This is a genomic window from Pseudomonas sp. IT-P44, assembly GCF_949768225.1.
In the GTDB taxonomy this organism is placed as follows: domain Bacteria; phylum Pseudomonadota; class Gammaproteobacteria; order Pseudomonadales; family Pseudomonadaceae; genus Aquipseudomonas; species Aquipseudomonas migulae.
Map to the genome: position 1 here is coordinate 330883 of NZ_CATKQM010000013.1, position 13210 is coordinate 344092.

General features: G+C 60.3%; 12 protein-coding genes. 6 read left to right on the forward strand and 6 right to left on the reverse strand.

The genetic code is table 11. The features are described from left to right. The first annotated feature begins 65 nt into the window (after window positions 1-65). Complete coding sequence (locus ACM6IO_RS08525) at window positions 66-1301, forward strand: sterol desaturase family protein (RefSeq protein WP_414911284.1); 1236 nt, start codon at window positions 66-68, stop codon at window positions 1299-1301. Here the strand turns inward: ACM6IO_RS08525 and ACM6IO_RS08530 are convergent. Beyond that, window positions 1282-1914 carry a DedA family protein gene (locus tag ACM6IO_RS08530; RefSeq protein WP_008040674.1) on the reverse strand — a complete coding sequence of 211 codons (633 nt, stop codon included), beginning with the start codon at window positions 1912-1914 and terminating at the stop codon, window positions 1282-1284. The two genes, ACM6IO_RS08525 and ACM6IO_RS08530, sit on opposite strands and share 20 nt — an antisense overlap. 208 nt (window positions 1915-2122) lie before the next feature. Here ACM6IO_RS08530 and hemB point away from each other — a divergent pair, with 208 nt between their 5' ends. Then, entirely contained in the window at window positions 2123-3136 is a 1014-nt protein-coding gene (hemB, locus tag ACM6IO_RS08535) for a porphobilinogen synthase (protein ID WP_414911285.1), read from the forward strand. A gap of 18 nt (window positions 3137-3154) precedes the next feature. After that, entirely contained in the window at window positions 3155-5377 is a 2223-nt protein-coding gene (gene ppk1, locus ACM6IO_RS08540) for a polyphosphate kinase 1 (protein ID WP_008040675.1), read from the forward strand. Window positions 5378-5645: 268 nt separating this feature from the next. Here the strand turns inward: ppk1 and ppx are convergent, their stop codons facing one another. From ppx to ACM6IO_RS08565, 5 genes are all read right to left on the reverse strand, one after another. Continuing rightward, entirely contained in the window at window positions 5646-7148 is a 1503-nt protein-coding gene (gene ppx / locus ACM6IO_RS08545; protein WP_008024297.1) for an exopolyphosphatase, read from the reverse strand. A 233-nt stretch (window positions 7149-7381) separates the two neighbouring features. Continuing rightward, entirely contained in the window at window positions 7382-8119 is a 738-nt protein-coding gene (locus tag ACM6IO_RS08550; RefSeq protein WP_192227495.1) for an amino acid ABC transporter ATP-binding protein, read from the reverse strand. Then, window positions 8106-8756 (reverse strand): amino acid ABC transporter permease, encoded by a 651-nt coding sequence (locus ACM6IO_RS08555; RefSeq protein ID WP_008024293.1) that lies wholly within the window; start codon window positions 8754-8756, stop codon window positions 8106-8108. The genes ACM6IO_RS08550 and ACM6IO_RS08555 overlap by 14 nt, the downstream gene beginning before the upstream one ends. After that, on the reverse strand, window positions 8753-9421 hold the full coding sequence (locus ACM6IO_RS08560; protein WP_414911286.1) for an amino acid ABC transporter permease: 669 nt from the start codon (window positions 9419-9421) through the stop codon (window positions 8753-8755). The genes ACM6IO_RS08555 and ACM6IO_RS08560 overlap by 4 nt, the downstream gene beginning before the upstream one ends. 21 nt (window positions 9422-9442) lie before the next feature. Next, window positions 9443-10228, reverse strand: coding sequence for a transporter substrate-binding domain-containing protein (locus tag ACM6IO_RS08565; protein WP_008024289.1), 786 nt, complete (start codon window positions 10226-10228; stop codon window positions 9443-9445). Between the two features lie 255 nt (window positions 10229-10483). On the opposite strand from ACM6IO_RS08565, the gene ACM6IO_RS08570 reads away from it, so the two are divergent. The 3 genes from ACM6IO_RS08570 (at window position 10484) to rho (ending at window position 13151) form a co-directional block, all read left to right on the forward strand. Then, window positions 10484-11191 carry a FadR/GntR family transcriptional regulator gene (locus ACM6IO_RS08570; protein WP_414911287.1) on the forward strand — a complete coding sequence of 236 codons (708 nt, stop codon included), beginning with the start codon at window positions 10484-10486 and terminating at the stop codon, window positions 11189-11191. Window positions 11192-11311: 120 nt separating this feature from the next. Further along, a complete protein-coding gene (gene trxA / locus ACM6IO_RS08575; protein ID WP_003206727.1) occupies window positions 11312-11641 on the forward strand; it encodes a thioredoxin TrxA in 330 nt (109 codons plus the stop codon). Between the two features lie 250 nt (window positions 11642-11891). Further along, window positions 11892-13151, forward strand: coding sequence for a transcription termination factor Rho (gene rho / locus ACM6IO_RS08580; RefSeq protein WP_007942421.1), 1260 nt, complete (start codon window positions 11892-11894; stop codon window positions 13149-13151). Window positions 13152-13210 lie beyond the last annotated feature (59 nt).

The window sequence follows — 13210 nt, forward strand, 5'->3', positions numbered from 1 at the left end:
TTGCCATAGGTTCAATTCGCGGCTACACCTAGCATCTGTCCTCAAGATTCCGATCAGGGCGCGTCATGGACTTCATTCTGTATGCGGTGCCGTTCTTCTTTGTGTTGATTGCCGTCGAACTGCTGGCCGACCGTTGGCGCGGGGTCAGCAACTATCGGGTGGCCGACGCGATCAACAGCATCAGCACCGGCGTGCTGTCGACCACCACGGGCCTGTTGACCAAGGGCGTGGGGCTGGTGAGCTATGCCTTTGCGCTCAAGCATCTGGCGCTGTTCGAACTCTCTGCCGACAGCGTCTGGGTCTGGGCGTTCGCCTTCGTTCTCTACGACTTCTGCTACTACTGGCTGCATCGCATGGGCCACGAGCGCAACATCCTCTGGGCCGCACATTCGGTGCATCACCAGAGCGAGGACTACAACCTCTCCACGGCGTTGCGCCAGACCAGTACCGGTTTCCTGTTGAGCTGGATTTTCTACCTGCCGATGGCGGTACTCGGCGTGCCGCTGCTGGTGTTTGTCAGCGTCGCCGCGCTGAACCTGCTGTATCAATTCTGGGTGCACACCCGGCACATTCCCAAGCTCGGGTGGTTCGAGTGGTTTTTCGTCACGCCATCCAATCATCGGGCCCACCATGCACAGAACGCTCTCTACATGGATCGCAACTACGGCGGGGTGTTCATTATCTGGGACCGTCTGTTTGGCTCGTTCCAGGAAGAAGACGACAACGAACCGGTGATTTTCGGCGTGACTACGCCACTGGCGAGCTGGAACCCGTTGTGGGCGAACGTGCAGTTTTACGCGCAGCTGTGGGATGACGCGCGACGGGCTGAAAGCACGTGGGACAAGCTGCGGATCTGGTTCATGCGCACCGGTTGGCGGCCAGCGGACGTGGCGGCGAAGTACCCGATGAGCAAGCCGGACTTGAGCCAGTTCCGCAAATTCGAAGTGCCGCTGGACGGGCGTCAGCAGATTTATGTGCTGTTGCAGTTCTGCGTCTACATCGCGCTGGGCAGTTACTTGATGAACTTCGAGCCGCAGCTGCCGACCGCCGCGCTGGTGCTCGGCTGGAGCGCCGTGGCGCTGGGATTGTTTTCCTTGGGCGTGGCCCTGGAGAATCGCCCGTGGGCGTTGAAGCTGGAGCTGCTGCGGCTGGCGTCGAACGTGCCGCTGGTGTGGCTGGCACCGCTGGTCGGGCTGTGGCCGGCCAGCGCGGTGGGCTGGGTCGGCCTGCTGAGTTACAGCCTGCTCAGCGGAATCGGTCTCTACTGTTGCAGAAACCGTTTCACTCGCTTGGCGTCTTGACCTCGGCGGCCTTGGCCTGTTCGGCTTTCAAGGCCTGCTCTTCGGCATAGACCTGCTTGGCCAGGCGCGCATTCTTGAAGCGGCGACGCAGCCACAAGGCAAAGCCCAGCACCAGCAGGGCGCCGAGTACCCATAGCTCATACTTCTTGACGCTGCCCAGCATGCCTTCGAGCACAGCGCCGAAGTGATAGGCCGCAGCCGCCAGTGCGGCCGCCCAGATCGCGGCGCCGATCCCGTTCAGCAACAAGTAACGTCCCGGCGGATAACCCGACAGGCCGATCGCCACCGGCATCACCGTGCGCAAACCGTAGACAAAACGGAAGCTCAGCACCCAGATGTCCGGGTGCCTGCGAATGTGTTCCAGTGCCCGGTCGCCCATCATCTGCCAGCGAGGCTTGCGCGCCAGCAACTTGCGGCCGTGCTTGCGTCCCAGGAAGTACCACAGCTGGTCGCCGGCATAACTGCCGAAAAACGCCACGACCACCACGATGTTGATGTCCATGTATCCACGGAACGCGAGGAAGCCTGCGAGCACCAGGATGGTTTCGCCTTCGAAGAACGTGCCGAGAAAAAGGGCAAAGTAGCCGAAGTCATGCAGAAATTGTTGGAGCATTGTCTGGGTGCTGGCGAAATGAACGCGCAGCCTAACCCTTCGTGCACATTCATGAAAGTGTCCAAATGTGTCTCGACGTGAACATTTCCTACAAGGACAATGGAATGCGACTACGTGTCGCGGGGGTGCACACAACTGTAATACCACGGTCATAATGGCCGCTTATAACTGTCACGCTCGCCCGCCAGCGCGGGCTCAGGAGTCTGCCGTGAGTTTTACCCCCGCCAATCGCTTGTTTCCAGCCACCCGCCTGCGCCGTAACCGCCGTGATGATTTCTCGCGTCGACTGGTTCGTGAAAACGTCCTGACCGTCGATGACCTGATCCTGCCGGTGTTTGTGCTGGACGGTGAAAACCGTCGCGAAGCGGTGGCCTCGATGCCCGGCGTTGAACGCCTGACCATCGACCTGTTGCTGGAAGAAGCGGCCAAGTGGGTCGAACTGGGGATTCCAGCCGTAGCGCTGTTCCCGGTCACGCCACCGGAACTCAAGTCGCTGGACGCCGCCGAAGCGTGGAACCCGAACGGCATTGCCCAGCGCGCCACTCGCGCCCTGCGTGCGCAGTTCCCTGATCTGGGCGTGATCACCGACGTCGCGCTGGACCCGTTCACCACCCACGGTCAGGACGGTATCCTCGACGAAGAAGGCTATGTGCAGAACGACATTACTGTCGATGCACTGGTCAAGCAGGCCCTGTCCCACGCCGAAGCCGGTGCTCAAGTGGTGGCCCCGTCGGACATGATGGACGGTCGCATTCAGGCGATCCGCGAAGCCCTCGAGCTGGCCGATCACGTCAACGTGCGGATCATGGCCTATTCGGCGAAGTACGCCAGCGCCTATTACGGCCCGTTCCGCGATGCGGTGGGTTCGGCGCTGAACCTGGGCAAAGCCAACAAGGCCTCCTATCAGATGGACCCGGCCAACAGCAACGAAGCCCTGCACGAAGTGGCGGCGGACTTGTCAGAAGGCGCAGACATGGTCATGGTCAAGCCAGGCATGCCGTATCTGGACATCCTTTACCGGGTCAAAGAAGAATTCAAAGTGCCGACTTTTGTTTATCAGGTCAGCGGTGAATACGCCATGCACATGGCGGCGATCCAGAATGGCTGGTTGAGCGAAGGGGTTATCCTCGAATCCCTGACCGCTTTTAAACGTGCAGGCGCTGATGGCATCCTGACTTACTTTGCCGTACGTGCTGCTCAATTGTTACGAGAGCAAAAATAGCCCTCCCAGGAACATTCGATGAATACCGAAGGACTCACTGAAGTTGCAGTACAAGAGGCTCAACCCGTGGTGGAGCCGATCGCCGAAACCCCGCCGGAGCTGGAACCTGCTCCGCCCGCGGTAGTGGTCGAAACCGCGCCGGCGGCGCCAGCGATTGTCATTCCGGGCCTGGATGACAGCAGCCTGTACATCCACCGCGAACTCTCGCAACTGCAGTTCAACATCCGCGTGCTGGAACAGGCGCTGGACGAGTCCTATCCGTTGCTGGAACGGCTGAAGTTCCTGCTGATTTTCTCCAGCAACCTGGATGAGTTCTTCGAAATTCGTGTGGCCGGCCTCAAGAAGCAGATCACCTTCGCCCGTGAACAGGCTGGCGCCGATGGTCTGCAACCGCACCAGGCCCTGGCCCGGATCAGTGAGCTGGTACACGGTTACGTTGACCGCCAGTACGCCATCCTCAACGACATTCTGTTGCCGGAACTGGAGAAACATCAGGTCCGCTTCATCCGTCGCCGTTACTGGACCACCAAGCTCAAAACCTGGGTTCGCCGTTATTTCCGCGATGAGATCGCGCCGATCATCACCCCGATCGGCCTCGACCCGACGCACCCGTTCCCGTTGCTGGTGAACAAGAGCCTGAACTTCATCGTCGAACTCGAAGGCATCGACGCCTTCGGTCGCGACTCCGGTCTGGCGATCATCCCGGCCCCGCGTCTGCTGCCGCGAGTGATCAAGGTGCCGGAAGAAGTCGGTGGCCCTGGCGACAACTATGTCTTCCTGTCGTCGATGATTCACGCGCACGCCGATGACTTGTTCCAGGGCATGAAGGTCAAGGGCTGCTACCAGTTCCGCCTGACCCGAAACGCCGACCTTGCCGTCGACACCGAAGACGTGGAAGACCTGGCCCGCGCCCTGCGCGGCGAGCTGTTCTCCCGTCGCTACGGTGACGCGGTGCGTCTGGAAGTGGCCGACACGTGCCCGAAACACCTGTCCGACTACCTGCTCAAGCAGTTCAACCTGCACGAGACCGAGCTGTATCAGGTCAACGGTCCGGTCAACCTGACCCGCCTGTTCAGCATCACCGGCCTCGACAGTCAGCGCGAGCTGCAATACCTGCCGTTCACGCCGCAGATCCCGAAACTGCTGCAGAACAGCGAGAACATTTTCAGCGTGATCAGCAAGCAGGACATTCTGCTGCTGCACCCGTTCGAGTCGTTTACGCCTGTGGTCGATTTGCTGCGTCAGGCGGCGAAGGATCCGCACGTATTGGCGGTGCGTCAGACGCTGTACCGCTCTGGCGCCAACTCGGAAATCGTCGATGCGCTGGTGGATGCGGCGCGTAACGGCAAGGAAGTCACCGCGGTGATCGAATTGCGCGCGCGGTTCGACGAAGAGTCCAACCTGCAACTGGCCAGCCGTCTGCAAGCGGCCGGTGCGGTGGTGATCTACGGCGTGGTCGGCTTCAAGACTCACGCCAAGATGATGCTGATCCTGCGTCGCGAGGCTGGCGAAATTGTGCGTTACGCCCACTTGGGTACCGGCAACTACCACGCGGCCAACGCCCGTCTGTACACCGACTACAGCTTGCTGACCTCCGACGACGCCCTGTGCGAAGACGTCGGCAAATTGTTCAGCCAGCTGATCGGCATGGGTAAAACCCTGCGCATGAAGAAGCTGTTGCACGCGCCGTTCACCCTGAAGAAGGGCATGCTCGACATGATTGCCCGGGAGACGCAGTTCGCCCTCGACGGCAAACCGGCGCACATCATCGCCAAGTTCAACTCGCTGACCGATCCGAAGATCATCCGCGCGCTGTACAAGGCCAGCCAGTCTGGCGTGCGCATTGATCTGGTGGTGCGTGGCATGTGCTGCCTGCGTCCGGGCATCGCCGGGGTTTCGCACAACATCCACGTGCGCTCGATCATCGGCCGCTTCCTGGAACACACCCGGGTCTTCTACTTCCTTAACGGTGGCGAGGAGCAGATGTTCCTCTCCAGTGCCGACTGGATGGAACGCAACCTCGACAAGCGCGTCGAGACTTGCTTCCCGGTGGAAGGCAAGAAGCTGATCATGCGGGTCAAGAAAGAGCTGGAGCTTTATCTCACCGATAACACTCACAGCTGGAGCCTGCAGGCGGACGGCCGTTACGTCCGCAACACGCCGACCGGCAACCAGAACCCGCGCAGTGCACAGGCCACATTGCTGGAGCGGTTGGGCAGCCCGATTCTGGCGGTGCGTTAACCTTCACGCGGCATAAAAAATGGCGATCCCTGCGGATCGCCATTTTTGTTTCCACCACAACCCCCTGTAGGAGCACGGCTTGCCGGCGAAGGCGTCAGTGAGATCGCCATCGTCGGAACGCCGCCCGCAGCAAGCCGGCGCCTACAGGTGTCGCCTGAGCGCGCAGACCCGTAGGAGCGAGGCTTGCCCGCGAAGGCGTCCTCGAAATCGCCTTCGCCGGCAAGCCGTGCTCCTACAGAACCGTGTACGGCGAGCGCTTTTCGGTGGTTTACCGGACGTTGAGCACGAAACCCACACGCGTCAGCCATTCAGCTTCCAGCGCAAAGTCAGCCTGGGTCAGCTGGTTGTCGTCCAGCCAGTTTTCCGGGAACAACACCTCCAGGCTGTCACCATTGGCGTGCAGCGCCACTTGAGGCATTTCCTGGGTGCCGCGGATGTGATGGAACAGGATCGCAAAGCGCAGCAGCACGCACAGGCGAATCAGCTTGATGCCTTCGTCGCCAAAATCGGCAAACCGGTCCCGGGGAATATTGCGGCGGTGGCCACGCACCAGTAGCGCGAGCATCAGTTGGTCTTCGCGGGAGAACCCGGCGAGGTCCGAGTGCTCGATCAGGTACGAGCCGTGCTTGTGATATTGATAGTGAGCGATGTCCAGGCCCACTTCATGGACCTTGGCAGCCCAGCCGAGCAGTTCGCGCCAGACGCCGTCGTCCAGCTCCCAATCCTCCGCCACCTGATCGAACGCATGCAGTGCCTTGCGCTCGACCCGTGCCGCTTGCTCCAGATCGACGTGATAGCGCTCCATCAGCGAGCTGAGCGTGCGCTCACGGACGTCTTCATGATGGTGACGGCCCAACAGGTCATAGAGCACGCCTTCGCGCAGAGCACCTTCGCAGTGGTCCATGCGTTGCAGTTCGAGGGCGTCGAAGATCGCTTCGAGAATCGCCAGGCCCGCCGGGAAAATCGCCCGGCGGTCAGGCTTGATGCCTTCGAAGTCGATTTTCTCGACGTCGCCGAGTTTGATCAGCTTGCGCTTGAGCCACGCCAGGCCTTGGGCGTTGACCTCGCCCGTACCGTGACCGCCGGCTTTCAGCGCCAGGCCGATGGCGCGGATGGTGCCCGAGGAGCCGATGGCTTCATCCCAGGTCAGGCGATGCAGGGCGTGTTCGATGCTCATGATCTCCAGCCGCGCCGCCGTGTACGCCTGGGCGTAGCGGGCCGGGGTGATCTTGCCGTCCTTGAAATAACGCTGGGTGTAGCTGACGCAGCCCATTTGCAGGCTTTCGCGCAGCAGCGGCTCGAAGCGCTGGCCGATGATGAATTCGGTACTGCCGCCGCCAATGTCGGCCACCAGGCGTTTGCCCGGCGTATCGGCGAGGGTGTGGGACACGCCGAGGTAGATCAGGCGCGCTTCTTCACGACCGGAGATGACTTCCACCGGGTGGCCGAGAATTTCTTCGGCGCGGCGGATGAATTCGACGCGGTTACGAGCTTCGCGCAAGGCGTTGGTGCCCACGATCCGCACGGCGCCGGGCGGCATACCGCTGATCAGTTGGGCAAAACGCTTCAGGCAATCGAGCCCGCGCTGCATGGATTCTTCGTTGAGGTGGCGCTCTTCGTCGATGCCGGCGGCCAGCTGAACCTTCTCCCCGAGACGCTCGAGAATACGGATTTCGCCGTTCTGGGCCTTGGCCACGACCATGTGAAAGCTGTTGGAGCCCAGGTCGATTGCGGCGATCAGGGACAGATTCTTGGCTTGGGATTGCGGCATGGTCAGGGGGTCTCGGTCGATAACCTCGACATCGTGCCACGATCAAACGCTGACGCCAACGCGTAGCGTTCAAAGCCTTGATCCTGAGCAGGAAAGAGTAGTGATCTCGCAGACGCCTTCGCGGGCAAGCCTCGCTCCTACAGGTTGGCGGTGGGTGAATGTTCCGCGAACAGCCTGAATCTGTAGGAGCGAGGCTTGCCCGCGAAGGCGACATAACAGCCACTGAAGATCTTTCAGACTGTCGCTTCGACCGTCCCGATAAAATTCGCCAACTCCGCCGTCTGCGGGTTCGCGAACAGAATCTTCGGATCCCCGACCTCATGCACCTTCCCCTGATGCATGAACACCAACTTGTCCCCAACCTCCCGGGCAAAGCGCATTTCATGGGTGACCATGATCAGCGTCATGCCCTCCTTGGCCAGTTGCCGAACCACGCTCAGCACCTCATTAACCAGTTCCGGGTCCAGCGCCGAAGTAATCTCGTCGCACAGCAACACCTTCGGCGACATCGCCAGCGCCCGGGCAATCGCCACGCGCTGCTGCTGCCCGCCGGACAGCCGATCCGGGAACGCATCAAACTTCTCGCCCAACCCGACCCGTTCCAGCATCTCCCGCGCCAACTCCACCGCTCTGGCCTTGGGCACTTTTTGCACCACCTGCGGCGCAAGCATCACGTTTTCGCCCACCGTCAGGTGCGGGAACAGGTTGAACTGCTGAAACACCATCCCGACTTTCTGCCGCAGGCTGCGCAAATCGGCACGCGCGGCATCGAGGTATTCGCCGTCGACTTCGATCACGCCGTCGTTGATCGACTCCAGGCCGTTCAGCGTGCGCAACAAGGTCGATTTGCCCGAGCCGCTGCGGCCGATGATCGCCACCACCTGGCCTTCCTCGACGCTGAGGTCGATGCCTTTGAGTACATGGTGATCGCCGTAATATTTATGCAGGGCGGAAATTCTAAGCAGAGGCATGCAGTCTCCTTTCCAGGTAGCGCGCACTGAGGGACAAGGGGTAGCAGAGCAGGAAGTAGCCGAGGGCGACGAGGCCGTAGACCATGAACGGTTCGAAGGTCGCGTTGGCGAGCATCCCGCCGGTCTTGGTCAGTTCGGTGAAGCCGATGATCGAGGTCACGGCGGTGCCTTTGACCACTTGCACCGAAAAACCCACGGTCGGCGCCACGGCGATGCGCAACGCTTGCGGCAGGATCACGTAGCGCAGTTGCTCCAGCGGGTTGAGCGCCAGGCTCGACGAAGCTTCCCACTGACCGTTGGGAATCGAATCCACGCAGCCGCGCCAGATCTCCGCCAGGTAAGCGCTGGTAAACAGGGTCAGGGCAATCGCCGCCGCCATCCACGCCGAGATTTCCACCCCGGCCAGCGCCACCCCGAAAAACACCAGGAACAGCTGCATCAACAGCGGCGTGCCCTGGAACAGCTCGATGTAGGTGCGTGCAACGTTGCGCGGTAGGGCATTTTTTGAAATGCGCATGACCATGATCAGCAAGCCGATCAACCCGCCGCCGATAAACGCCACCAGCGACAGCGCCAGCGTCCATTGCAGGCCTGTGAGCAAGTTGCGCACGATGTCCCAGAACGTGAAATCGCTCATTGGCTGCTCCTTGCTATGTAACGACGACCGATCCAGTTCAGCAATTGGCGGATCAGCAGCGCCATGCACAGGTAGATCAGCGTGGTCAGGGCGTAGGTTTCGAAGGCGCGGAAGTTGCGCGACTGAATGAAGTTGGCGGCAAAGCTCAGCTCTTCGGTGGCGATCTGCGAACAGACCGCCGAGCCGAGCATCACGATGATGATCTGGCTGCTCAGCGCCGGCCACACCTTGCCCAGCGCTGGCAGCAGGACCACATGGCGGAAGGCTTCGAACCGGGTCATCGCCAACGCCGCTGCGGCTTCCAGTTGCCCGCGAGGGATCGCTTGAATGCCGGCGCGGATGATCTCGGTCGAATAAGCGCCGAGGTTGATCACCATCGCCAGCACCGCCGCCTGCCATTCGGAAATCTGCACGCCCAGCGATGGCAAACCGAAGAAGATGAAAAACAACTGCACCAGGAACGGCGTGTTGCGGATCAACTCGACGTAAACCCCGAAGATCGCCGAGAGCGGGCGGATATTCCACGCCCGCACCAGCGCGCCGACAATGCCCAGACCGACGCCGAGCACCGCACCGATGGCCGTCAGTTCCAGAGTGAACAGCGCACCGCGCACGAGCAGGTCGGTGTTTTGCACCACCGGCAGAAAGTCGAACTGATAGGCCATATCAAATCTCCCGAGCGACGATCAGAGATCGGCCGGCAGCGGCTCTTTCAGCCAGGTCTGTGAGTTTTTTTCCAGCGCGCCGTCAGTCTTGGCGGTGGCGAGGATCTGGTTGACCTTGCCCAGCAACGCCGGCTCGTTCTTGTTTACGCCGACGTAGACCGGCGAATCCTTGAGCTTCACTTTCAGCGCGGGTACGCGTTTCGGGCTTTTCTCGCTGATCGCGACCATCACCACGTTGCCGCTGGCGATCAGGTCAACCTGTCCGGCGAGGTAGGCTGCGATGGTCGAGTTGTTGTCTTCGAAGCGCTTGATGGTGACGCCTTCGGGGGCGACTTTGGTCAGTTCGATGTCTTCGATGGCGCCACGGGTGACGCTGATGGTTTTGCCCTTGAGGTCGTCCAGGCCTTTGATGGCAGCATCCGGCGGGCCGAATACCGCGAGGTAGAACGGCGCGTAGGCGCTGGAGAAGTCGATGACTTTCTCGCGCTCGGGGTTCTTGCCGAGGCTGGAGATCACCAGGTCGACCTTGCCGGTGGTCAGGAACGGGATGCGGTTGGTGCTGTTGACCGGCGTCAGTTCAAGCTTGACCTTGAGTTGGTCGGCCAGCAGTTTCGCGGTGTCGATATCGAGGCCGCGGGGTTTCATGTCCGGGCCGACCGAGCCGAATGGCGGGAAGTCCTGAGGCACGGCAACCTTGAGGACGCCGCGTTTGACCACATCCTCCAGACCGTCGGCGTGGGCGGGCACCTGGCTCAGCAGCAGGCTGGCGAACAGGGAGGCGAGGAGGGCGCTGTAACGCAGGGTCATGGCAAATCTCCGGATCGGCGAGGAATGATTTCTGCGGATCGACAGAGCACGGGCCATGCCAACATTGGGTTTTTGCCGTGCCAAGCCACGGTTTTACTGGTGTTGTTCGGTCTTACTGGTCTGAACAGTCGGTCCGTGTTTCGCACTCTGATAGCGCATCGTCGGCCATTACCGAACCCCGGTGGGGCACGACTTGCCGGGCGCCGCGAATAGCTTTAAAACTAGCCGCTCATTCGCCTGGTTCGTCCGAAAACCATGAATTCGATCTCCCGAGCTGTACCTGAAGTGGCGCTGCAAGCCATCCGCAAACTGATCGCCGAACAAGGTTTCGGGCCGGGGGATGCCTTGCCTTCGCAGCGGGATCTGGCGGTGCAATTGGGGGTCAGTCGGGCGTCATTGCGCGAGGCATTGTCGTCGCTGAGTGCATTGGGCGTGATCAGCATTCAGCCGGGCAAAGGCGTTTTCGTGCAGGCGCCGGTGGACTTGCCTCGCCAGGATGCGGCGCTGAGCTGGCCGTTCGCGGCACAGGCATCACCGCTGGATATCTTCCAGTTGCGCTATGCCCTGGAAGGTTTTGCCGCCGGGCTGGCCGCCGTGACGTTGAGCACCGATGAGCTCGATGCTTTGGAGGACAACGTCGCTGCGATGCGCAATGAACTGAAGGTGGGTGACTTCGAGTCGGCGGCGCGCCTGGACTTCGAGTTTCACCGGCGCATCCTGCTGGCCAGCGGTAATCAGGCGATGTTGAGCATCCTGACGGCCAGCGCCGACATTTTCCTGGAGAGCCAGAAGCTACCGTTCATCCGGGCCGAACGGGCCATGGAAACCTGGCACGAGCACCGCAAAATCCTCCGTGCACTGGCCCGGCGTTCGTCCGGCGCGGCGCAGAAGGCCATGCACGAACATGTGCGCAACGCTGCCCTGCGCACCGGAATTGCCTTCGTCGCTCCCGCCACATCCTGACTTGAGCTATACCCAAACTCATGCACCACCATAGTGAGACTCAATCATCTGCACCTTCCTGAACGAGGGAAGGGCGGCTATGATGGGCCACGTTTTTTTGCTTACAACCTGGAGACTTCCATGAGCAGCGATCTTATCAAACACGTTAGCGACGCTAGCTTCGAGGCCGACGTACTCAAGGCCGAAGGCGCTGTACTGGTCGACTACTGGGCTGAGTGGTGCGGCCCTTGCAAAATGATCGCTCCTGTTCTGGACGAGATTGCTGAAACCTACAAAGGCAAGCTGACCGTTGCCAAACTGAACATCGACGAAAACCAGGAAACCCCGGCCAAGCATGGCGTGCGTGGTATCCCGACCCTGATGCTGTTCAAGAACGGCAACGTTGAAGCGACCAAGGTCGGCGCACTGTCGAAGTCGCAACTGGCTGCTTTCCTCGACGCCAACATCTAAGCGTCGTTTGTAAAGTGTCCGAAAAAAGGCCCCGCATATTGCGGGGCTTTTTCGTTATTGAGGGCTAGACGCTCCGAAACTCAGGTGTTACATTCGGCCCCGCACTGGTTTCTCCACTGCCCCCTGCTAGCCGTCGCCGACGCACTCCTTTTCGAATAAGTACGCGATCCTGTCGCCTTCTCCGCGGCGCGGCCTCATTAAGCCAAAAGCTTAATTTCCCCCCCTCCATAAATGATTACGTCATTCCTATATGAATCTGACTGAACTCAAGCAAAAGCCGATTACCGAACTGCTCGAATTGGCCGAACAGATGGGCATAGAAAATATGGCCCGTTCGCGCAAGCAGGACGTGATTTTCTCCCTGCTCAAGAAGCACGCTAAAAGCGGCGAGGAAATCTCCGGTGATGGCGTGCTGGAGATTCTCCAGGACGGCTTCGGCTTCCTGCGCTCCGCTGACGCTTCCTATCTCGCCGGCCCGGACGATATCTACGTCTCGCCGAGCCAGATCCGCCGTTTCAACTTGCGCACCGGTGACACCATCGTTGGCAAGATCCGCCCTCCAAAGGAAGGCGAGCGTTATTTCGCGCTGCTCAAGGTCGACACGATCAACTACGATCGTCCCGAGAACGCGAAAAACAAGATTCTCTTCGAGAACCTGACCCCGCTGTTCCCGACTGTGCGCATGAAGATGGAAGCCGGCAACGGTTCCACCGAAGACTTGACCGGTCGTGTCATCGACCTGTGCGCCCCGATCGGTAAAGGCCAGCGCGGTCTGATCGTTGCACCGCCGAAAGCCGGTAAAACGATCATGCTGCAGAACATCGCGGCGAACATCGCACGTAACAACCCTGAAGTTCATCTGATCGTATTGCTGATCGACGAGCGTCCGGAAGAAGTAACCGAAATGCAGCGCACCGTGCGCGGCGAAGTGGTTGCCTCGACGTTCGACGAGCCGCCAACCCGCCACGTGCAGGTTGCCGAAATGGTGATCGAGAAGGCCAAGCGCCTGGTCGAACACAAAAAAGACGTGGTGATCCTGCTCGACTCCATCACCCGTCTGGCTCGCGCCTACAACACCGTGATCCCGAGCTCCGGCAAAGTGCTCACCGGTGGTGTCGATGCTCACGCCCTGGAGAAACCGAAACGTTTCTTCGGCGCCGCGCGGAACATCGAAGAAGGCGGTTCGCTGACCATCATCGCCACCGCGCTGGTTGAAACCGGCTCGAAGATGGACGAAGTGATCTACGAAGAATTCAAAGGCACGGGCAACATGGAACTGCCGCTGGATCGTCGTATCGCTGAAAAACGCGTCTTCCCGGCCATCAACATCAACCGTTCCGGCACCCGCCGCGAAGAGTTGCTGACGGCCGACGACGAGTTGCAGCGCATGTGGATCCTGCGCAAGTTGCTGCACCCGATGGACGAGATCGCTGCCATCGAGTTCCTGGTCGACAAGCTGAAAACGACCAAGACCAACGATGAGTTCTTCCTGTCGATGAAACGCAAGTAAGTCGATAGACCAGCAAAAGCCGGGGAAACCCGGCTTTTTGCTATCTGATTTTTGATGAA